At 58.0% G+C, this 21,235-nt stretch carries 18 protein-coding genes and 1 pseudogene; 18 read left to right on the forward strand and 1 reads right to left on the reverse strand.

Annotated elements, in window-relative coordinates; translation table 11 throughout:
* The first annotated feature begins 119 nt into the window (after positions 1-119).
* From H4V98_RS10355 to H4V98_RS10440, 18 genes are all read left to right on the forward strand, one after another.
* Positions 120-1,751 (forward strand): 3-(methylthio)propionyl-CoA ligase, encoded by a 1,632-nt coding sequence (locus H4V98_RS10355; protein ID WP_196863910.1) that lies wholly within the window; start codon positions 120-122, stop codon positions 1,749-1,751.
* Positions 1,752-1,892: 141 nt separating this feature from the next.
* Positions 1,893-3,197, forward strand: coding sequence for a branched-chain amino acid ABC transporter substrate-binding protein (locus H4V98_RS10360; protein WP_280757489.1), 1,305 nt, complete (start codon positions 1,893-1,895; stop codon positions 3,195-3,197).
* A gap of 114 nt (positions 3,198-3,311) precedes the next feature.
* On the forward strand, positions 3,312-4,265 hold the full coding sequence (locus H4V98_RS10365) for a branched-chain amino acid ABC transporter permease (RefSeq protein ID WP_196863912.1): 954 nt from the start codon (positions 3,312-3,314) through the stop codon (positions 4,263-4,265).
* A 12-nt stretch (positions 4,266-4,277) separates the two neighbouring features.
* Positions 4,278-5,594, forward strand: a complete 1,317-nt coding sequence (locus tag H4V98_RS10370; protein WP_196863913.1) for a branched-chain amino acid ABC transporter permease — start codon at positions 4,278-4,280, stop codon at positions 5,592-5,594.
* Positions 5,591-6,385: an ABC transporter ATP-binding protein gene (locus H4V98_RS10375; protein WP_196863914.1), complete on the forward strand. Its 795-nt coding sequence runs from the start codon at positions 5,591-5,593 to the stop codon at positions 6,383-6,385. The genes H4V98_RS10370 and H4V98_RS10375 overlap by 4 nt, the downstream gene beginning before the upstream one ends.
* A gap of 37 nt (positions 6,386-6,422) precedes the next feature.
* Positions 6,423-7,118, forward strand: a complete 696-nt coding sequence (locus H4V98_RS10380; RefSeq protein WP_196863937.1) for an ABC transporter ATP-binding protein — start codon at positions 6,423-6,425, stop codon at positions 7,116-7,118.
* Positions 7,119-7,315: 197 nt separating this feature from the next.
* Positions 7,316-9,415: a 3-hydroxyacyl-CoA dehydrogenase NAD-binding domain-containing protein gene (locus H4V98_RS10385; protein WP_280757490.1), complete on the forward strand. Its 2,100-nt coding sequence runs from the start codon at positions 7,316-7,318 to the stop codon at positions 9,413-9,415.
* Positions 9,416-9,456: 41 nt separating this feature from the next.
* Complete coding sequence (locus H4V98_RS10390; RefSeq protein ID WP_280757491.1) at positions 9,457-10,632, forward strand: acetyl-CoA C-acyltransferase; 1,176 nt, start codon at positions 9,457-9,459, stop codon at positions 10,630-10,632.
* A gap of 140 nt (positions 10,633-10,772) precedes the next feature.
* Complete coding sequence (locus H4V98_RS10395; protein WP_196863917.1) at positions 10,773-12,605, forward strand: acyl-CoA dehydrogenase; 1,833 nt, start codon at positions 10,773-10,775, stop codon at positions 12,603-12,605.
* Positions 12,605-12,829: a hypothetical protein gene (locus H4V98_RS10400; protein WP_196863918.1), complete on the forward strand. Its 225-nt coding sequence runs from the start codon at positions 12,605-12,607 to the stop codon at positions 12,827-12,829. The genes H4V98_RS10395 and H4V98_RS10400 overlap by 1 nt, the downstream gene beginning before the upstream one ends.
* A gap of 87 nt (positions 12,830-12,916) precedes the next feature.
* Positions 12,917-13,708, forward strand: a complete 792-nt coding sequence (locus H4V98_RS10405) for an SDR family oxidoreductase (protein ID WP_196863919.1) — start codon at positions 12,917-12,919, stop codon at positions 13,706-13,708.
* A gap of 217 nt (positions 13,709-13,925) precedes the next feature.
* Positions 13,926-14,375, forward strand: a complete 450-nt coding sequence (locus H4V98_RS10410) for a PaaI family thioesterase (RefSeq protein WP_196863920.1) — start codon at positions 13,926-13,928, stop codon at positions 14,373-14,375.
* Positions 14,376-14,471: 96 nt separating this feature from the next.
* Entirely contained in the window at positions 14,472-15,488 is a 1,017-nt protein-coding gene (locus tag H4V98_RS10415; protein WP_196863921.1) for an NADP-dependent oxidoreductase, read from the forward strand.
* A 25-nt stretch (positions 15,489-15,513) separates the two neighbouring features.
* Positions 15,514-15,813 (forward strand): hypothetical protein, encoded by a 300-nt coding sequence (locus H4V98_RS10420; RefSeq protein ID WP_196863922.1) that lies wholly within the window; start codon positions 15,514-15,516, stop codon positions 15,811-15,813.
* A 43-nt stretch (positions 15,814-15,856) separates the two neighbouring features.
* The gene (locus tag H4V98_RS10425) at positions 15,857-16,804 is read left to right on the forward strand and encodes a glutathione S-transferase family protein (protein WP_196863923.1); all 948 of its coding nucleotides are present in this window, start codon (positions 15,857-15,859) and stop codon (positions 16,802-16,804) included.
* Between the two features lie 140 nt (positions 16,805-16,944).
* Entirely contained in the window at positions 16,945-17,253 is a 309-nt protein-coding gene (locus H4V98_RS10430; protein ID WP_231374782.1) for a GNAT family N-acetyltransferase, read from the forward strand.
* A 17-nt stretch (positions 17,254-17,270) separates the two neighbouring features.
* Complete coding sequence (locus H4V98_RS10435; protein ID WP_196863925.1) at positions 17,271-18,176, forward strand: SDR family oxidoreductase; 906 nt, start codon at positions 17,271-17,273, stop codon at positions 18,174-18,176.
* A gap of 783 nt (positions 18,177-18,959) precedes the next feature.
* Entirely contained in the window at positions 18,960-19,748 is a 789-nt protein-coding gene (locus tag H4V98_RS10440; protein WP_196863926.1) for a response regulator transcription factor, read from the forward strand.
* Positions 19,749-19,798: 50 nt separating this feature from the next.
* On the opposite strand, the pseudogene H4V98_RS10445 reads toward H4V98_RS10440, so the two are convergent.
* Positions 19,799-20,830, reverse strand: a pseudogene (locus H4V98_RS10445) (IS30 family transposase).
* Between the last annotated feature and the right edge of the window lie 405 nt (positions 20,831-21,235).

The following is a 21,235-nucleotide window of genomic DNA, read 5'->3' on the forward strand; positions in this document are numbered from 1 at the left end:
AAGGAGCGCCAAATACGGACTTTCCCGAGGCGGGTCGGGAATATCGGCCTGTACCATGCACACAGGTTTAAAAATTTTCATGACATGCCCGGCCGGGCAATAAAAAAAGGACGCAGACGATGTTAGGTTTAATGCAGAACCAGCCCTTGCTGATTTCATCACTGATCGAGTTTGCTGCGCGCCACCATGGCGACGCTGAAATCGTCTCGCGCCGGGTCGAGGGTGACATCCACCGCTACACCTACCGTGAATCCGCCCGGCGCTCGCGCCAGGTGGCGCATGCGCTGAATGCGTTGAATCTGGCATTTGGTGACCGGGTGGCGACGCTGGCCTGGAACGGCTACCGGCATTTCGAGCTGTACTACGGCGTCAGCGGTTCGGGCCGGGTGCTGCACACCATCAACCCGCGCCTGCACCCCGAGCAGATTGCCTGGATTGCCAACCATGCCGAAGACCAGGTGCTTTGTTTTGACCTGAGCTTCCTGCCGCTGGTGCAGGCGGTGCATGCCAACTGCACCACCATCAAACATTACATCGCCCTGTGCGATGCCGACAAGCTGCCTGCGGATTCAGGCATTCCCAACCTGCAAAGCTACGAAAGCTGGATGGGCGGGCAACCGGGCGATTACGACTGGCCGACTTTCGATGAAAACACAGCGTCGAGCATGTGCTACACCAGCGGCACCACCGGCCATCCCAAGGCGGCGCTGTACAGCCACCGCTCCAGCACGCTGCATGCGTTTGCGGCGGCCTTGCCCGACGTGATGAGCATTTCTGCGCGCGATGCGATTTTGCCGGTCGTGCCGATGTTCCACGTCAATGCTTGGGGCATTCCGTATTCAGCGGCGCTGACCGGCGCCAAACTGGTGTTTCCCGGCCCGGCAATGGACGGCAAGTCGGTGTACGAGTTGATCGAAGCCGAAAAAGTCACCTACGCGGCTGGCGTGCCGACTGTCTGGCAGATGCTGCTGACGCACATGAAACCCCAAGGACTGCGTTTCTCCACCTTGCGCCGGACAGTGATTGGCGGCTCGGCGTGCCCGCCAGCCATGATCAAGGCGTTCAACGATGACTACGGCGTGGAAGTGCTGCATGCCTGGGGCATGACCGAGATGAGTCCGCTGGGCACGTTGTGCACCCTGAAGAACAAGCACGACAGTCTGTCTGACGACGAGAAGATGAAAATTCGCCTCAAGCAGGGGCGAGCCATTTATGGCGTGGACATGAAAATCGTTGACAGCGCGGGCAAGGAACTGCCCTGGGATGGCAAGACCTATGGCGACCTGCTGGTCAAGGGGCCGTGGATCATCCGTGAATACTACAAGGGCACAAGCGACCCGCTGGTGGATGGCTGGTTTCCGACCGGCGATGTGGCAACCATTGACGCCGACGGCTACATGCAGATCACCGACCGCAGCAAGGACGTGATCAAGTCGGGCGGTGAATGGATCAGCTCGATCGACATCGAAAACATCGCCGTGGCGCATCCCTCGGTGCTCATGGCCGCATGCATCGGCATGGTGCATCCGAAATGGGACGAGCGGCCTATCGTTGCCGTTGTGAAAAAACCGGGCATGGACGTGAGCCGCGATGAACTGCTGGCTTTCTACGAGGGCAAGACCGCCAAATGGCAGATTCCTGATGACGTGGTGTTCGTCGATGCCATTCCCCTGGGCGCGACCGGAAAGATGCTCAAGACGCGCCTGCGCGAGCTGCTCAAGGATTACCAGTTGCCAGAAATCCAAAAGTGATCGACGTGTTGGCCCCAGCCAGTCACGCGAGCGACATGAGATAGGGCATTCCCTGACAGGATGCAAAGCCTTTTCCCCTAACCTTTGCCGTTGACCCGTTTCGTTAACTCGCCGTTTCATAAATTATTCAGGAGACAAGGGATGACAACCCAGCGCAATTTTGTTCGCAGGCACATTGGTATTGCCATGGCGGTATCGGCCCTGCTTTGCTCGGGGCTGAGCCTGGCCCAGACGCCCGCGCCTGCCAAGGCAGCTGCGCCGGCAGCTGGCGCGGTGAACCTGAACCAGACGGTGAAAATCGCCTGGCTCGACCCCTTGTCCGGTTTGATGGCAGCGGTGGGAAACAACCAGCTCAAGAGCTTCCAGTTCCTGGCTGAGCGTTTCAGCCAGAAAAACAAGGCCGGCGCGAAGTTCGAGATCATCGGCATCGACAACAAGCTCAGCCCGCAGGAAACCACCAACGCGCTCAAGTCGGCCATTGACCAGGGCGCCCGCTATGTGGTGCAGGGCAACGGCTCCGGCCCGGCGCTGGCCATCATTGATGCGCTGTCCAAGTACAACGAGCGCAATCCGGGCAAGGAAGTCGTTTACCTGAACTATGCCGCTGTCGACCCGGACCTGACCAACAGCAAGTGCGACTACTGGCATTTCCGGCTTGATGCGGACACCTCGATGAAGATGCAGGCACTGACGGCCTTCATGAAGGACCAGACTGACATCAAGAAGGTCTACCTGATCAACCAGAACTACTCGCACGGCCAGCAGGTTTCGAAGTTTGCCAAGGCCAACCTGGCCACCAAGCGGCCCGACATCCAGATTGTTGGCGACGACCTGCATCCGCTGGCACAGGTGCGCGATTTCGCTCCCTATGTTGCCAAGATCAAGCAGTCGGGTGCCGACACCGTCATCACCGGAAACTGGGGCTCGGACCTGGCGCTGCTGATCAAGGCTGCCAACGAGGCCGGTTTGGACAACGTGAAGTTCTACACCTACTATGGCGGCGTCACCGGCACGCCATCTGCCATGGGCGCTGCTGCGGCCGGTCGGGTTTATCAGGTTTCCTACAACCACCTCAACCTGGGTGGCGACATCCAGCAGGCAATGGCTGAATTCAAGAAAAAGTTTGATGACGACATGTACACCGGCGCCATCTACCACGCCTTCAGCATCCTGACCGAAGCCATGGCCCAGGCCAAGTCAACCGAGCCCGCGCTGGTCGCCAAGGCCATGGAGGGCCTGCGCTTCAAGAGCTTCAACGGGGAGGTCGAAATGCGCAAGTCTGATCATCAGTTGCAGCAGGGCCTGTTCATTGACCGCTGGGAAAAAGCCGGCGGCAAATACCCGTATGACGCTGAAAACACCGGATACACCTTTGTGCCGGTGAAGTACTACGAAGCCTATGTGGCCAGCACGCCGACCTCGTGCCAGATGAAGCGGCCTTCCTGAAAAGGCAGTTTCCAAGGCCTTTGACTTAAAGCTGACAAGCGCTGATAGACCAACTTTCATCCTCCAAGGCCCGACAAGCTCGGGCCTTTCTAATTATTTTCCGGGCACGACACAATGAATCTGGAGTTTTTCACTATCTCCATGCTCAATGGACTGAGCTACGGGCTGCTGCTGTTCATGCTCAGTTCCGGCCTGACGCTCATTTTCAGCATGATGGGCGTGCTCAATTTCGCCCATGCTTCCTTTTATATGGTGGGCGCCTATGTCGCCTACAGCCTGTCGCAGGTCGTCGGCTTCTGGTGGGCGCTGCTGGTGGCGCCGCTGGTAGTGTTTGCCCTCGGAGCGGCTTTCGAGCGCTTTTGCCTGCGCAAGGTCCACAAGTTTGGCCATGTGCCGGAACTGCTGGTGACCTTTGGCTTGTCTTACCTGTTACTCGAACTGGTACAGCTCATCTGGGGCCGGGCGGCGGTCAACTATGTGCTGCCCGAAGGCTTGAAGGGGTCGCTGTTCACGGTGTTTGGCACCGACTTTCCCAAGTCGCGCGCTTTCATCATGTTTGTATCGCTCGCCATGCTGGCCAGCATCTGGCTGCTGCTGACGCGCACCCGCATCGGGCTGGTGATCCAGGCGGCGCTGACGCACCCCGAAACCGCGCAAGCCCTGGGCCACAACGTACCCCGTGTGTTCATGCTGGTGTTTGGCGGCGGCGCGGCGTTGGCCGGGCTGGCTGGCGTGGTCAGTGGCAACACCTTCATCACCGAGCCTGCCATGGCCGGCTCGGTCGGCCCCATTATCTTTGTGGTAGTGGTGGTGGGCGGCATGGGCTCGCTCAGCGGTGCTTTTCTGGCGTCCATCCTGATCGGCCTGATCCAGACTTTTGCCGTGGCCATGGACCAGTCGCTGATGACGCTGCTCGGCCATTTCAATTACGCAGTGACGCCTGAATCGTTTGGCTATCCGCTGCTCAAGCTCACCATTTCGCAGGTGGCACCCATCCTGCCATTTTTGTTTCTGGTACTGATTCTGATTTTCCGGCCCAAGGGTCTTCTGGGTACGCGGGAAGGTTAAGGAAACCAGCACATGACATCCACCACAATTTCAAACACATCAGGCAAGCATTACCAGTTCAGACCCATGAACATTGGCCGCTGGCTGATCTGGTCGCTGTATGCGCTGATGCTGATCGCCGCGCCGCTGCTGTTCAAGAGCAGCCTGTCGCTGACCATGCTGTCGCAGGCCGGCTATCTGGTCATCATCTGCCTGAGCTACAACATCTTGCTGGGGCAGGGCGGCATGCTCAGCTTCGGCCATGCGGTATATGCCGGGTTGGGATCATTCCTGGCGATCCATGCCATGAACCTGGCGGCCAGCGGCCGGTTTTATATCCCGCTCAGCCTGATACCGCTTGTCGGCGGTCTGTCAGGGCTGTTCTTTGCCGTATTGCTGGGCTATGTCACCACCAAGAAAGCCGGCACCACCTTCGCCATGATCACGCTGGGCGTGGGCGAACTGGTGTTTTCCATGTCGTTGATGTTTCCTGAGTTTTTTGGCGGGGAAGGCGGCATCACCACGAACCGTGCCTATGGCCAGCCGTTCATGGGCATCACATTCGGTCCGCAAATTCAGGTGTATTACCTGATTGCCCTGTACTGCTTTGTCTGCACCGCCGCCATGTTCGCCTTCACCCGGACACCGTTGGGCCGCATCTTGAACGCTGTACGCGACAACCCCGAGCGCGTCGAGTTCATCGGCTACAACACACAGCGCGTGCGCTACTACGCCTTCATCATTGCAGGCTTCTTTGCCGGCATCGGTGGCGGGCTGGCTGCCATCAACTCGGAAATCGTCACTGCCGAGGTGGTCAGCGGCGTGCGTTCGGGCAGCTTGCTGCTGTTTACCTTCCTGGGCGGCGCCACCTTCTTTTTCGGGCCGATCATCGGGGCCGGGCTGCTGGTGCTGGCCCTGATACTGCTGTCGGAGTTGTCCATGGCCTGGCTGCTGTATGTCGGCCTGATCTTTTTGTTCATGGTGATGTACGCGCCCGGCGGTCTGGCCAGCCTGATCATGATGAACCTGCGGGTTGCCTCATTTGGCAAACTCAGGCAACTCTGGCCAGCTTACCTGGCGCTGGCTGTCACTGCACTGGCTACGCTGATGGGCGCTGCTGCCATGGTCGAGATGATTTACCACATGCAACTCAATGCCGCAGTCGGACCAGAACTGAAGTTCATGGGCTTGACACTCAATGCCACCCGGCCCGGCACCTGGATAGTGTCGGCTCTTGTTTTCCTGGTCGGTCTGGGGCTGTTCGAACTGGTGCGGCGCAAGTTCCGGGTGCAATGGAGCCGTATTCAGGACGAGATTGAAACCGAAATCAAGCGCCGGGAGCTGCTATGAAATTTGACAGTGCTGCACATGCCAGCCCTGCGCTGGAGCTTAAAAACCTTCGAAAAAGCTTTGGCAAGACCGAGATCATTCGCGGTATCAACCTGACTGTGAATCAGGGGGAGCGGGTGGCCATCATCGGGCCGAACGGCGCTGGCAAATCGACGCTGTTCAACCTGATCAGCGGGCGCTTCGAGCCCAGCAGCGGCGAGGTGCTGCTGAACGGCCAGCGCATCAACGGCAAGAAGCCGTTCGAGATCAACCGCATGGGGCTGTCGCGCAGTTTCCAGATCACCAACATCTTTCCCAAGCTCAGCGTGTTCGAGAACTTGCGTTGCGGTGTGCTGTGGAGCCTGGGCTACAAATACACCTTCCTTAAATTTTTGGCCAATCTGGACGACGCCAATGCCAGGGCTGACGAACTGATGGCCATGATCAAGCTCGACAAGAAGCGCGATGTGCTCGCGACCAACCTGACTTATGCCGAGCAGCGCGCGTTGGAAATCGGCATCACGATCGCGGGCGGCGCCGGCGTCATCCTGCTGGACGAACCGACGGCGGGCATGAGCCGCTCCGAGACCAGCCGATTCATCACCCTTATCAAGGAAGTCACAGTGGGCAAGACGCTGCTGACGGTCGAGCACGACATGGGCGTGGTGTTTGGTCTGGCCGACAAAATCGCCGTGGTGGTCTATGGAGAAATCATCGCCTTCGACGTGCCCGAAGCCGTTCGCGCCGACCAGCGGGTGCAGGAAGCCTACCTGGGCTCGTCGGTGGCAGATGCGCAAGAGCAGGGACACTGACATGCAACATGACCACAAAAGCGGCACCGCTGATTCCATGCTCAAACTCACCGACCTGCATGCTTACTATGGCAAGAGCCATGTGCTGCATGGCGTTTCTTTCGACGTCCGGCCGGGTGAAATCGTCGCCTTGCTGGGCCGTAACGGCTCGGGTCGATCTACCACTGCCAAAGCCATCATGGGCCTGGTTGATTGCAAGGGTTCCGTCCTCTGGAAAAATACGGAAATCGTTGGCAAAAAGGCCTACCAGATTGCCCATCTTGGCTTGGGCTACGTGCCCGAGAACCGGGATATTTTCCCCAAGCTCACCGTTCAGCAGAACCTGTTGCTCGGCCAGAAGGGTGGCAGCAAGGGCTCGCGCTGGTCGTTCGATGACATGTATGCTTTGTTCCCCCGGTTGCGCGAGCGCCAGCACACCGAAGCCGGCGTGCTGTCAGGCGGCGAGCAACAGATGCTCACGCTGTGCCGCACGCTGATGGGCGATCCGGACCTGATCATCATTGACGAGCCAACCGAAGGGCTGGCGCCGAAGATCGTCGAGCTGGTTGGCCAGTACCTTCAAACCCTCAAGGCCAAGGGCATTTCGGTGCTCCTGATCGAGCAGAAACTGACGATTGCGATGACTATTTCGGATCGTGCACTGGTCATGGGTCATGGCAGCATCGTGTTCGACGGCACGCCCGACAGCCTGCGCGCCGATGACTACATCCGAAAAGAGTGGCTGGAGGTTTAACAAGTCGGCCGGTTTGTCACGGCAGGGACAAAAACCGGGTAAACCCGCACCCTCCATGCTGTTTGACTCCCGCAAGCCTCCCTACAATGATAAAAGAACGACCGTACTATTTCTGTCCAGATGGCCGGACACCAGAACCGGACCAGCGCCCCTAGAAACGTCAATACTGAAACTTCAATCAAGGAAAGAACCAACCCATGACAACCCTCTACGAAGTTCACGGCTCGGTGGCGCTGATCACCCTGAGCAATCCGCCGGTCAACGGACTTGGCCATGCCACCCGGCTGAGCATCACCGACAACCTGCAAAAAGCCAACGACGACGACGCGGTCAAGTCCATCGTCATCACCGGCGCTGGCAAGGCGTTTTCGGGGGGTGCCGACATCAAGGAGTTCGGTTCGCCCAAGGCCCTGCAGGAACCCAATCTGCTGAGCGTCATCGTGGCAATTGAAAAATCCCCCAAGCCCGTGGTGGCCGCGATTCATTCAGTTTGCATGGGCGGCGGTCTGGAACTGGCGCTGGGTTGCCATTACCGCATCGCCGCACCGGGCTGCAGCGTGGCGCTGCCGGAAGTCAAGCTTGGGCTGCTGCCGGGCGCGGGTGGAACCCAGCGTTTGCCGCGCGCCCTGGGTGTAGAGCCGGCGCTGAACATGATCGTCAGCGGCGAGCCGGTCAAGAGCGAAATGCTGGCGCAAATCCCGGGCCAGAAACTGTTCGACAAACTGTCCTCGTCACCCGATACCCTGGCCGAAGAGGCATTTGCCTTTGCCCAGGCAATCGCCGAAACGCGTCCCCTGCCGCTGGTGCGTGACTTGCCGTGCAAGCATCGCAACGGCGATGCCTATTTCCAGTTTGCGCGCAACATGGTCAAGGGCATGGCGAAAAACTTTCCCGCGCCGCTCAAGTGCGTTGATGCGGTGGAAGCGGCAACCAGGCAAAAGTTCGAAGACGGCATGCGCATCGAGCGTGAGCTGTTCACCAACCTGATGTTCACGCCCGAAAGCCGCGCGCTGCGCCATGTCTTCATGGCTGAACGTGCAGCATCAAAAATACCTGATGTGCCAGCAGACACTGCACAACGTGCTATCAACTCAATAGCGGTCATCGGCGCCGGCACCATGGGTGGCGGCATTGCGATGAACTTCCTGAACGCCGGTATCCCCGTCAAAATGCTGGAGATGAAGCAGGACGCGCTGGACCGGGGCATTGCCACCATGCGCAAAAACTACGAGTCGCAGGTCAAGAAGGGCAAGCTCAAGCAGGACAAGTACGAAGAGCGCATGGGCCTGCTCAGCACCACGCTGAGCTACGACGACCTGAAAGACGCCGACATGGTGATCGAAGCCGTGTTTGAGGAAATGGGCGTGAAGGAAAAGGTGTTCACCGAACTCGACCGCGTCATGAAGCCGGGCGCAATTCTGGCTTCCAACACTTCCACGCTTGATTTGAACCAGATCGCGTCGTTTACCAAGCGTCCCGAAGATGTGGTCGGCCTGCATTTCTTCAGCCCGGCCAACATCATGAAATTGCTTGAAGTGGTGCGTGGCGACAAGACCGCCAAGGACGTCATGGCCACGGTCATGGCGGTGGCCAAGAAAATCCGCAAGACGGCCGTGGTGTCGGGCGTGTGCGATGGTTTCATCGGCAACCGCATGATCGAGCAGTACGGCCGCCAGGGCGGGTTCTTGCTCGACGAGGGCTGCACGCCCGCGCAGGTCGACAAGGCGATTGAAAAATTCGGTTTTGCCATGGGGCCGTTCCGCATGGGCGATTTGGCGGGCAACGACATTGGCTGGGCCATTCGCAAGCGCCGCTACCAGGAAAAGCCGGACATGAAGTACAGCAAGACCGCAGACCTGCTGTGCGAGAAAGGCCGCTTTGGGCAAAAAACCGGCGCCGGCTGGTACGACTACGTGGCCGGCAAGCGCGACGCCATTCCAAACCAGGAAGTGGTCAGCATGATTGAGGCGCACCGCAACTCGCTGGGCATCACACCGCGCAAGATTTCTGACGATGAAATCGTCCAGCGCCTGGTGTATTCGCTGGTCAACGAGGCCGCGCATATTCTGGAAGAAGGCATCGCCTCCAAGGCCAGCGACATCGACATGGTCTACCTGATGGGTTATGGCTTTCCGCTTTACCGTGGTGGCCCCATGCTTTATGCCGACCAGGTGGGTCTTTTCAACGTGGTGCAGGCCATGAACCGCTTTGCTAAAAATCCGCTTGACGATGCCAGTTTCTGGCAGCCCGCGCCGCTGCTGGCCCGGCTGGCGGCTGAAGGCAAGACTTTCAACTGATTTGCTGTCCATAACGCCAAGCCCCTAATTCGGAGATTTTCATGACCTCAGCTGTAATTGTTTCCACCGCCCGAACCCCTCTCGCCAAGAGCTGGAAGGGCGCTTTCAACATGACGCACGGCGCCACGCTGGGCGGCCATGCCGTCCAGCATGCCATTGCACGCGCCGGCATTGAGGCGGGTGAAGTCGACGACGTCATCATCGGCTGCGCCACGCCCGAAGGCGCGACCGGTGCCAACATCGCCCGGCAGATAGCCCTGCGCGCCGGTTGCCCGGTCAGCGTGTCGGGCATGACCGTCAACCGCTTTTGCTCGTCCGGCCTGCAGGCCATTGCGCTGGCGTCGCAGCGCATCATCGCTGGCGAGGCCGATATTTACGTGGCCGGCGGCGTGGAAAGCATCTCCTGCGTCCAGCAGGAAATGAACACCCACATGCTGCGTGAAGACTGGCTGGCCAAGAACAAGCCCGAGATTTACTGGAACATGCTGCAGACCGCCGAGCAGGTCGCCAAGCGCTACCAGATCAGCCGCGAACGCATGGACGAATACGGCGCCGGCAGCCAGCAAAAAGCCACTGCCGCACTGGCAGCCGGCCTGTTCGAGGCTGAAATTGCCCCGATCACTGTGACCGCCGGGATCGCCGACAAGGTGATGGGCCTGATCACCAAACAGGTCACCGTGAGCCAGGACGAGGGCATCCGCGCCGGCACCACCCAGGAAGGCATCAGCGGCCTGCGCTCGGCCATTCCCGGCGGTTTGATCTCGGCCGGCAATGCCAGCCAGTTCTCGGACGGGGGCGGTGCCGTGGTCGTCATGGATGAAACAGTTGCCGAGCGAAAAGGACTCAAGCCCTTGGGCCGCTTCCTCGGCTTTGCCGTCGCCGGCTGCGAGCCCGACGAAATGGGCATCGGACCGGTGTTCGCCATTCCCAAGGTACTGGCCAAGCTCGGCTTGAGTGTGGGCGACATCGATTTGTGGGAACTGAATGAAGCCTTTGCCGTGCAGGTGCTGTATTGCGCTGACAAGCTGGGCATTCCGATGGACCGGCTCAACGTCAACGGTGGCGCGATTGCCGTCGGCCACCCTTACGGCGTCACTGGCCAGCGCCTGACCGGCCATGCGCTGATCGAAGGCAAGCGGCGCGGCGCCAAGCGCGTTTGCGTGACCATGTGTATCGGCGGCGGCATGGGCGCTGCGGGTATTTTTGAAGTGCTGTAACACCGGTTTGGCAGCAAACCTGTCCGGTATGCCGAAGAAATCGCAAGCACTGGCTCCAGCAAGGTTGCACGTCTTCAGACGAATCCACTACTTTCTTGCAGCCTGGTTTGCGATTTAGCCTTTGTATTGAGGATCACCCCATGAGTTTGCGTTCTACTCTCGATTTTCTGCTTTACCCCTGGCTGGCCGCTGAGTCGCTCAACCAGCGCGAGCGCTTTGCCGACCACAGCCGCGAAACCTTTGACGCGGTGTTCGACACCTGCGAGCGCATCGCGCGTGAGAAATACGCGCCGTTCAACCGCCTGGTCGATACGCAGGAGCCGCATTTCGACGGTGAAAAAGTCATCCTGCCGCAAGCCACGCACGACGCGCAAAAGGCTTATGCCGCATCCGGCATGCTCAGCGCCGCGCAGGACTATGAGGTGGGCGGCATGCAGCTGCCTTACACGGTCGAAGCCGCCGCCAATGCTTTTTTTGCCATGGCGTCGGTCAGCATGGGTTCGAGCCTGCTGACGACGGGCAATGCCAATTTGCTGATGGTGCATGGCTCGCCGATGCAAAAGGACGTGTTCGCCAAAAATGAATTTTCGGGCCGCTTTTCGGGAACCATGTGCTTGTCAGAGCCCCAGGCCGGCTCGTCGCTGAGCGACATCACCACTCGGGCAGTACCCGACGGCGATGACTTTGATGCCGATCCACTCGGCCCGCGCTATCGCCTCAAGGGCAACAAGATGTGGATTTCGGCCGGTGAGCATGAGCTGACCGACAACATCATCCACCTGGTACTGGCCAAGATTCCCGGCCCTGACGGCCGCCTGATTCCAGGCACCAGAGGCATCTCTTTGTTCATCGTTCCCAAAAAAATGGTTGGCACCGATGGAGAATTGACCGGCGTGCGCAACGACGTGGCGCTGGCCGGGCTGAACCACAAGCTTGGCTGGCGCGGCACGACCAACACACTGCTTAACTTTGGCGAAGGCAAGTACCCGGTCAATGGCCAGGCGGGTGCGGTGGGCTACCTCGTCGGCAAGCCGCATGAAGGACTGCGCTGCATGTTCCACATGATGAACGAGGCGCGTATCGCCATCGGCATGGCGGCCACCATGCTGGGCATGGCGGGCTATCACGCGTCGCTCGACTACGCCAGGAACCGGCCACAGGGCAGACCCATGACGGGCGCCGGCAAGGACGCCTCGGCACCGCAGAGCCGCATCATCGAGCATGCCGATGTCAAGCGCATGCTGCTGGCGCAAAAATCGTATTGCGAAGGCGCGTTGGCGCTGGAGTTGTACTGCGCCCGGCTGGTCGATGAGCAGCACACCGGCACGCTCCAGGCGGCTGACGAGGCACGGTTACTGCTCGAAGTGCTGACACCGATTGCCAAGAGCTGGCCCAGCGAATGGTGCCTCGAAGCCAATTCGCTGGCCATCCAGGTGCTCGGTGGCTACGGCTACACGCGTGATTTTCCGGTCGAGCAGTATTGGCGCGACAACCGGCTCAACATGATCCACGAAGGTACCCACGGCATTCAGGCGATGGATTTGCTGGGCCGAAAGGTGCTGATGGAGGGTGGCAAAGGGTTTGATTTGCTGGCCGCGCGCATCACAGCCACCGCAGCGCGTGCCAGCCACTTGCCCGAACTCGTTGCCCATGCCGACGCGCTGGCCGATGCGCTGCAGCAAGTCCGCGAAGCCACACGCGCGGCCTGGGCTACCGGCGAGCCTGGCGAAGCGCTGGCCAATGCCGTGCCCTACATGCAGGCCTTTGGCCATACCGTGCTGGCTTGGGTGTGGCTGGACGTAGCGCTGGCCGTGCAAGCGGCAGATGCTACACAATCAATAGCTGAAAATGCAGGCAGAATGGGCGCGATGCATTACTTTTACCATTATGAGCTGCCAAAAACAGCTGCCTGGCTCCAAGTGGTTTCCAACCGCGACCGCACCTGCGCCGACTTTCCAGAAGCGTCTTTCTGATGAGTTATTTCAAGAAATCGGCTGGAACCGAGGTCAACAAATCTCTGGCACGCCTCGGTGCCCTGACCTGGACATTGATCTATGCAGGCCTGTTGGCTCTGGTGTGGGGCGTCTGGGTCGAACCCAATGACGAGGACACCGGCTGGCTGATGATGTCCGGCGGCGCGCTGGCGGCTGCCATCGGATTTTTTCTGATCTACATTCGTTCAAGAATAAAAAACTGACCCCGTATGGAGTTGGAAGCTGAATAAAACATTTTCCTGCTTCCGTCCTGCCAAAAAATTCAACAAACCCTGCAAGGAGACTGATCCATGACACGAACCATCCAGCAACTTTTCGACCTCACCGGCAAAACTGCACTCGTCACCGGAGGCTCTCGCGGCCTGGGCCTGCAACTGGCTCAGGCGCTTGGCGAGGCAGGCGCTCGGGTCATGCTCAGTTCGCGCAAAGCTGAAGATCTGGAGGAGTCTGCTGGTGTGCTGAAGGCCGCCGGCATCGACGTTGACTGGATTGCCGCAGACGCCTCCAAAGAAACTGACATCCGCGCGCTGGCCGATGAAACCATCAAGCGTTTCGGCCACGTGGACATTCTGGTCAACAACGCCGGTGCCGCCTGGGGCGCCCCGGCCGAAGACCATCCGGTTGAAGCCTGGGACAAGGTGATGAACCTCAATGTGCGCGGCTACTTCATCTTGTCGCAGCATATTGCCAAGCACAGCATGATCCCGCGCAAGTCGGGCCGCATCATCAACGTCGCCTCGATTGCCGGACTGGGTGGCAATCCGCGCGGCATGACCACCATCGCCTACAACACTTCCAAGGGCGCTGTCATCAATTTCACCCGTGCGCTGGCTTGTGAATGGGGCGTGAACCACATCACCGTGAACGCCATCTGCCCCGGCTTTTTCCCGAGCCGCATGACGGTGGGCACGCTCAAGGCGATGGGCGAGGAAAAGCTCGCCGCCCACGCGCCATTGGGACGTCTTGGTGATGACGAAGACCTGAAGGGACTGTGCGTGCTGTATGCGTCTGATGCCGGCAAGCACATCACCGGCCAGTGGCTGGCGGTGGATGGCGGTGTGTCGGTGATCACGGGAGGCTAGAAATGGCCCCCGCGCTTCCCACTTCATATGGTTCGCTGCCCCCCGAGGGGGCCGCTGCGCCTGCGGCCCGGCAAAGCCGTGGATGTTGTGCCCCCACGCTTGTCGCTTCGCGTACTGCGCTGCCCCCCGAGGGGGCTGCTGCGCCTGCGGCCCGGCAAAGCCGGTTCCGCGGCCCCTGCTGGGTTGAAGGTGGCACTTCCATTTTGTTAGGCAGGTTATGAACTTCGGAGCGGAAATTCCTTTTGTCACGCTGCTGGGTTTCACGCTTGAACTGTTCGAGGGCGGGGAGTCCGTTTTGGGCTTCACGCCCCGGCCCGAGCACCTGAATTCCTTTGCCGTTACGCATGGTGGCGCCTGTATGACGCTGCTGGACGTGGCCATGGCTGTGGCTGCGCGCAGCGTGCAAAAGGATATGGGTGTGGTCACCATCGAGATGAAGACCAGCTTTATGCGGCCTGCACCCGGTGACGGCACGCCGCTTACGGCCAAAGGGCGCTTGATGCACCGCACGGCGACACTGGCTTTTGCCGAAGCCACGATTTACGATGCAAAAGGTCAGGCCTGCGCCCATTCAACCGGCACCTTTAAATACGTCAGGCGGCAGGCGGGAGATGCGACGAATGCGCAGCTGCCCGATTCCCCCGCGGGTTCGATTTCAACCGACTGAGTTTGATTTCATGAGCCAAATCATGCTTTTGCGCATATCCAGTGTGTGTTTATAGCTATTTATTAAATAGCACAACCATTTATCAAGGAAAATTTTATGCCCGCCAATCAACAATTTCTTCTCGACAACCGGCCTACCGCAGAGGCAAGCGCCAGCAACTTCAAACTGGCCAGCGCCGAAACCCCTGCCTTGCAGGACGGCCAGGTGCTGGTACGCCACCATTTCCTGAGCCTGGACCCCTATATGCGCGGCCGCATGAATGATTCCAAGAGCTATACCGCGCCCCAGCCGCTCGGCGAAGTGATGGGCGGCGGCACGGTCGGCGAAGTGGTCGAAAGCCGTTCACCCAAGTTTCAGGCCGGCGACAAGGTGGTCGGTATGGGCGGCTGGCAGCATTACAGCGTGGTGAACGCTGACGAGCCCGGCGCGCTGCGCAAGGTCGACACCGCGCTGGTGCCGCTGTCCTATTACCTGGGCGCGGTCGGCATGCCCGGCGTCACCGCCTGGTATGGCCTGGTCAAGGTGATTGCACCGAAGGCCGGTGAAACCATGGTGGTCAGCGCCGGTACTGGTGCGGTCGGCAGCGCATTTGCGGCCTTGTCCAAAGCGCGCGGCTGCCGAACCGTCGGCATTGCCGGTGGTCCGGAAAAATGCCGTTACGCCGTTGATGAACTCGGGTTCGATGCTTGCATCGACTACAAGCTGCACCAGGATGCGGCATCGCTGTCCAAAGCGCTCAAGGAAGCGTGTCCCGATGGCATTGACGGCTACTTTGAGAACGTCGGCGGCATGGTGCTCGATGCGGTACTGCTGCGCATGAACGCCTTTGGCCGCATTGCCGTGTGCGGCATGATCGCCGGCTATGACGGCAAGCCGCTGCCGCTAACCTATCCTGCGCTGATCCTGACGAACCGCCTCAAGGTGCAGGGCTTCATTGTCAGCGAGCACATGGACATCTGGCCCGAAGCGCTGAAGGAACTCGCCATGCTGGTAGCTACCGGCAAGCTGCACCCCCGCGAGTCGATTGCCGAAGGGCTGGAAGCCGCGCCTGAAGCCTTTCTTGGCCTGCTCAAGGGTAAAAACTTCGGCAAGCAACTGGTCAAGCTGATCTAGTTTTCCGGGCCATCAGAAAGCCGCCATGGACCTGATCCATGAAGTTTTGGACCGGCTTGGACCGCTGCTCAACTCCAAGCTGTTCGAGTGCAATAAGCCCTTTTGCGATGCGCTGAAGTCAATGCGCCTGGAAGGAAGCATCCGGGCTGTTCAGTCAGGGCAACCAGCTTGGCGCTGCCGAGGCCCAAGCGCATGTGTGGCTGGTCAATGTGAATCTATGGGCATGACGCAAAAGCAGGGCGGTCAAGTTATGCGCACGAATACTTTGGGCACGTTGCCTTCCCTTACCAATTTCTATGCTATCGCCGGCTTGGCCATGGCCTGACAAGCTTGAGTCGTACAACAATCCGAATTTTCAGGAGCCCTGCATGATCACACCGCCAACACTGATCCTTCACCATTATCCGTCCTCGCCCTTTTCGGAAAAAGTCCGGCTGATGCTGGGCTACAAAAAGCTTCCCTGGAAGTCTGTGGTCATTCCGATGGTGAGCCCCAAGCCCGACCTGATCTCCTTGACGGGCGGCTACCGCAGGACACCAGTGCTGCAGGTTGGCGCCGACATTTATTGCGACACCGCGCTGATTGCCGATGTGCTGGAGCATGTCGAGCCACTGCCCGTGCTGTACCCCGAACCCAGCAAGGGCATGGCCCGTACCTTAGCGCAATGGGCAGACACGACGCTTTTCTGGACTTCGATGGCATACAACCTGCAGCCCAGGGGCATTGCCCAGTTGTTCGAACACGCACCACCTGAAGCTGCCTTGGCATTTGCCCAGGACCGAAAGGCGATGAGCGGGGGCATGTCTCGCCAGCGTCCGCAGGATGCTGCCGCAGCGTACCGGTCGTATTTGCGCCGCCTGTCCGACATGCTCGACGATCGGCCTTTCCTGCTGGGCGACATGCCGTGCATCACTGATTTTGCAATGTACCACCCACTGTGGTTCACACGGGTGCGCACCTCGGTACTTGCCGGCGTGCTTGATGCCACGCCTGCGGTATCGGAGTGGATGGACCGTATGGCTGCAATTGGTCATGGCGCCATGGAAAAATTTAGTGCACATGAAGCCATCGCGGTTGCTGCCGCGTCCACCCCCGCGGCACTGCTCGACGATGTTTTTCTGGACGAGCATGGTATTGCGTTGGGCAGCAAGGTGCAGGTCTGTGCCGAGACCTTTGGCCAGGAGCCAACCCATGGCGAACTGGTGGCTGCCACCCGGATGCATTACACGCTTCGCCGCACCGACGAACGGGCTGGCGTGGTGCATGTGCATTTTCCGCGCATTGGTTACTCGCTTAAGGTTGCCGAGTTGGCATGAGCGGGATTGAGTGGCGGTGCATGGCGTTCGCACAGCTGAGCGCTTCTGAGCTTTATGCCGTACTTCAGTTGCGCAGTGAGGTTTTTGTAGTCGAGCAAGCTTGCATTTTTCAGGACATGGATGGCGCCGACGCGCAAGCCATGCATTTGTTGGGACGCTTGGAAGGCCGTCTGGTGGCGTATGCCCGTTGTTTCGATGCGGGACGAATGTTTGCCGAAGCGAGCATTGGTCGTGTGGCAACTGGTCCCACTGTGCGCGGCACCGGGGTTGGGCATGCATTGATGAGCCAGGCAGTGGCCTGCCTGTCGCAAGTGTGGGGCGTTCAAGCAATCAGGATTGGCGCGCAGGCCCATCTGGAAGGTTTTTATCGCCAGCATGGTTTTCATAAGGCCGGACCGGTTTACCTTGAAGACGGAATTGACCACATTGAAATGTTGCGCGATTTTTAATTTTTAAGGAGTTGCAAATGATTACGGATTTCAATGGCAAGACAGCTGTTGTGACGGGTGCTGGATCAGGCTTTGGCCTTGAATGCGCTCGTATTGGCGCAAAACTTGGCATGAACATGGTGCTGGTCGATGTCCAGCAGGATGCGCTTGACAAGGCCAGCGCCGAGGTAAAGGCAGCAGGCGTAGAAATGCTTTCCTTCAGGCTCGATGTAGCGAGTGCTGAAGAAATGCAGGCCATGAGCCAAGCGGTGTTCGAGCGATTTGGTGCGCCGCATTTTGTCTTTAACAACGCCGGCGTCGGATCAGGCGGGCTGGTCTGGGAAACCACTGTCAAGGACTGGGAATGGGTCTTGGGCGTCAATCTGTGGGGTGTGATTCACGGCGTTCGATTGTTTACACCCATGATGTTGGACGCTGCTGCCAAAGACCCGTCATGGCAGGGCCATATTGTTAATACTGCCAGTATGGCCGGGCTGCTAAATCCTCCCAATATGGGCGTATACAACGTCAGCAAGCATGCCGTGGTGTCACTTAGCGAGACGCTTTATCAGGATTTGCGCTTGGTCACTGACCAAATCGGCGCCAGCGTGTTGTGCCCTTATTTTGTGCCAACCGGCATCAGCCAGAGCCACCGTAACCGGCCCGCTGGACTGGAGGGTGAAAAACCCACACGAAGCCAGTTGATTGGTCAGGCCATGACCGACAAGGCTGTGGGCTCAGGCAAGGTAACTGCGGCTGAAGTCGCACAAAAAGTGTTTGACGCAATGGCGGCTGATCAGTTCTACATCTTCAGCCATCCCAAAGCCTTGGGAAATGTGCAAAACCGTATGGAATGCATCGTGCAGCAAACCCACCCGACAGATCCGTTTGGGGAAAGGCCAGAGATTGGGCGTGACTTGAAGGCAGCACTGCGAGCTGTCTAACAAAGATTTCCCGCTTAAATTCAGACAAGATAGGGCATTCTTCCATGACCCAATTTCAAATTGACGCTCAAAAAGTGCCCCTCACTGCCCCGAGCCCTGCTACGAGCAGGAGAAAAGCCAACATCAGCCCGGACATGATGGTTAACCGCAAGCGCACGCGGCGCTTCTGACGAGTCCGGTGATCGCAGTAATCACGGTAGTCCCAGTTGTTCCTGCGTTCACACCGACGACAAAAAAACATGACGTTGTTTCCTTTTTGAATGCAAGGCAGCACCGATGCAGAAAAAGCAGTTTGCAGAATGTTGGCAATGACAATTCCGATTTGTTAAAAATCCGGAAGACTCAAACAAAGTCATCAACTTGATAGGCCAAGGCGTTTCAAGCTGTTTATTTGATGCCGCGCACCCTAGGTGTTCATGTTGCAGTTTCCCTAAAACTACGATCTCAACCAATCGCTTCAATCGGCTACATAGTTTTTTGTAACTGAAAAAAAGGTTCAAACTCATTCACGGATAGTAAATATAAATAATGACCCGTTTGAAGCTTCATTTTGTAAGTTTAAATGCTTGAGTTTCTGTGAGAAATTTCCGTAACTACCTGTGATTTAAGCTGTTGGCTGATAGCTTTTCTTCCTGTTTTGCGTATCAATGCTATCAACGCAGTGAATTAAAGAAGTCAGTAAGTAACAATTTATTAGACAAAGATCCGTAAAAGTCAGTAAGATTATTTCTAACTGTCACAGGCTTTAGCATTGTTCTGGAAGCAATAAGCAAGGAAAAAACTATGGAAATTCGTAACGAATCACAAGTCGCTTCAGACTTTCTGATCAAAAATACCACCCTGTCATCCACTCACAATTTGGCACCTCACAGTGGTTTGCCGTCGATGTGGCCCGGATTTTTGACGGGGCAGGCAGAGCAACCTGTGCGTGTGCTCTTGATTGATGATGATCCCCACATGAGCCGTGTCATTGCGCATGAATTGTTGGCTGATCTGCGTATCAACTTGCTTGGTCAGGGGAGTAGTGTCAAGGAAGGACGTCGCTTGATCAGTCAAAATGAGTTTGATGTGATGCTGGTCGACTTAAATTTGGGAGACGGTACCGGGTTTGCGCTTATCGAATACATGAAGACCGTCCGTCCCTTGGCCGAAGCTATTGTTATTTCTGCAATGGAAGACGAGCAACATGCCTTACATGCATTTGAATTGGGTGCCACCGGCTATCTGGTGAAAAATTCCTGGTTTGGTAATTTTCCGCAAGCTGTTTTACAGGTCGTCAATGGTGGCGCGTCGATTACTCCGAATCTGGCGCGCAGACTGCTCAACAAGTTTGAACAGCCTCAAACCCAAACACAGGCTCTTCAAGAAAGTAAAAACAAGGAAAAGCTGTCCGAGCGCGAAAAGCAAGTACTTAAATTGGTTGCATCAGGTTACACGAGTACTGAAATTGGCTCAAGGCTGATCATCAGTGCACAGACAGTTAATACCCACATCAAAAATATTTACCGAAAACTTAATGTCCGAACACGCGCTCAAGCTGTCAGCTTTGCCGCAAGTCGCGGGTTATTTTAAAAAACGTTTTTAGTCCTGGGCGGTTTCAAGTCCAAGCGCAACACTTGGGATCATTGAATGATGGCGGGGGCGGGGTGGTGTTTTGCCAGCAAGTCGCGGTAAACCTCAAGAGGCGAATGCGTATTGAGCGTCTTGCGAGGCCGGTGGTTGATCTCGTCGGCGATGGTGTCGAGTTGCGCTTGGGAGTAACCCGAGAGGTCCGTGCCCTTGGGCAGGTACTGGCGCACCAGGCCGTTGGTGTTCTCGTTGGTGCCGCGCTGCCAGGGGCTGTGCGGGTCACAGAAGTAAACGGCAATGCCGGTGTTGGCGCTGAGTTCCTTGTGGCGGGCCATTTCCGAGCCCTGGTCGTACGTCATGGTGCGCCGCATGGGCGCGGCCACCGAGCGCAGCTTGTCGGTGAAGGCCCGCAGCACATGGGCCGCGCTGGCCGGCTTGGGGCTGGGCAGATGCACCAAGATCAGCAGCCGTGAAGAGCGCTCGACCAGGGTGCCGACAGCGCTGGCGTTGGCCTTGCCCTTGATCAGGTCGCCCTCTCAGTGGCCGGGAAACAATCGATCGGCCACCTCCGGCGGGCGCACATGGACGCTGAGCATATCCGGTATCTTGCCGCGGCGGTCTTCGCCGTAGGTGCGCGGCAACTGCTTGGCGCGTGCATGGCGCAGGCAGGCAATCAGCTCGCCGCGCAACTCCCCCCGGGGCTGGGCGTAGATGGCGTTGTAGATGGTTTCGTGGGACACGCGCTGAGCCCGATCGTGGGGAAAGTGACGGGCCAGATGCAGGGCGATTTGCTGGGGTGAGCATTTTCGCGCAAGCCATGCGCGCACGCGTCCAAACAGGGCGCTGCAACGCGCCAATTTGGCAACAGGCCTGCATTGCAGGCGCCGGCGCACGCAGCGCTGCTGGGCAAACGTGCAGCGGTACTGGCCCGACGGTGCATTGCGTGCGAGCTCACGGCTGATGGTCGAAGGCGAGCGGTTGAGCATGCGGGCCATGGCCCGCATGCTCAGGCCCTGTGTTTTGAGGCTTGACAGGGCGATCCGCTCGTCCGGCTGGAACTGCTGATAAGACTGCACTTTTTTCATCTTCACACCTTAGTTGAATAAAAATGTTGCACTTCAGATTTGAGGCCGCCCTTCCTCATAAACCCCCAGAAGTTTGTCCAACTTCTGGGCGTCAGTTCAAACCCGGGGAAGTTCAGGCAATTGATGACAGGCGCTTGGATTTCACGGGGCCGGATCGACAGACCAACTGCCCTACACGACATACAGAGCGGTTTACAACTTTTTGGAGTAGTTCATAAATAAGGCCCGCATGGCATGAGTAAGGGTGCTATGATTTGCGGCTCTGCTGATGACAAAGCGGCTTTCCTTGAAGATGGCTGCGGAGTTTGGAAGTTGAAAAAAAGTCAAACAAAATTTGACTACTGCGAGAAAAGCGGTATATAATTTGAGGCTCAGCTGATTACAGCTAACAGTGCAAAGCAAGAC

The sequence above is a fragment of the Polaromonas sp. CG_23.6 genome, from assembly GCF_029892315.1.
Lineage (GTDB): Bacteria > Pseudomonadota > Gammaproteobacteria > Burkholderiales > Burkholderiaceae_C > Polaromonas.

Coding starts and splice junctions, on each gene's coding strand:
- H4V98_RS10415 (WP_196863921.1), top strand. CDS start 14,472: ATGCCCGCCAATCAACAATTTCTTCTCGACAACCGGCCTACCGCAGAG.
- H4V98_RS10410 (WP_196863920.1), top strand. CDS start 13,926: ATGAACTTCGGAGCGGAAATTCCTTTTGTCACGCTGCTGGGTTTCACG.
- H4V98_RS10405 (WP_196863919.1), top strand. CDS start 12,917: ATGACACGAACCATCCAGCAACTTTTCGACCTCACCGGCAAAACTGCA.
- H4V98_RS10440 (WP_196863926.1), top strand. CDS start 18,960: ATGGAAATTCGTAACGAATCACAAGTCGCTTCAGACTTTCTGATCAAA.
- H4V98_RS10365 (WP_196863912.1), top strand. CDS start 3,312: ATGAATCTGGAGTTTTTCACTATCTCCATGCTCAATGGACTGAGCTAC.
- H4V98_RS10370 (WP_196863913.1), top strand. CDS start 4,278: ATGACATCCACCACAATTTCAAACACATCAGGCAAGCATTACCAGTTC.
- H4V98_RS10380 (WP_196863937.1), top strand. CDS start 6,423: ATGCTCAAACTCACCGACCTGCATGCTTACTATGGCAAGAGCCATGTG.
- H4V98_RS10385 (WP_280757490.1), top strand. CDS start 7,316: ATGACAACCCTCTACGAAGTTCACGGCTCGGTGGCGCTGATCACCCTG.
- H4V98_RS10435 (WP_196863925.1), top strand. CDS start 17,271: ATGATTACGGATTTCAATGGCAAGACAGCTGTTGTGACGGGTGCTGGA.
- H4V98_RS10425 (WP_196863923.1), top strand. CDS start 15,857: ATGATCACACCGCCAACACTGATCCTTCACCATTATCCGTCCTCGCCC.
- H4V98_RS10420 (WP_196863922.1), top strand. CDS start 15,514: ATGGACCTGATCCATGAAGTTTTGGACCGGCTTGGACCGCTGCTCAAC.
- H4V98_RS10355 (WP_196863910.1), top strand. CDS start 120: ATGTTAGGTTTAATGCAGAACCAGCCCTTGCTGATTTCATCACTGATC.
- H4V98_RS10390 (WP_280757491.1), top strand. CDS start 9,457: ATGACCTCAGCTGTAATTGTTTCCACCGCCCGAACCCCTCTCGCCAAG.
- H4V98_RS10430 (WP_231374782.1), top strand. CDS start 16,945: ATGCATTTGTTGGGACGCTTGGAAGGCCGTCTGGTGGCGTATGCCCGT.
- H4V98_RS10395 (WP_196863917.1), top strand. CDS start 10,773: ATGAGTTTGCGTTCTACTCTCGATTTTCTGCTTTACCCCTGGCTGGCC.
- H4V98_RS10375 (WP_196863914.1), top strand. CDS start 5,591: ATGAAATTTGACAGTGCTGCACATGCCAGCCCTGCGCTGGAGCTTAAA.
- H4V98_RS10360 (WP_280757489.1), top strand. CDS start 1,893: ATGACAACCCAGCGCAATTTTGTTCGCAGGCACATTGGTATTGCCATG.
- H4V98_RS10400 (WP_196863918.1), top strand. CDS start 12,605: ATGAGTTATTTCAAGAAATCGGCTGGAACCGAGGTCAACAAATCTCTG.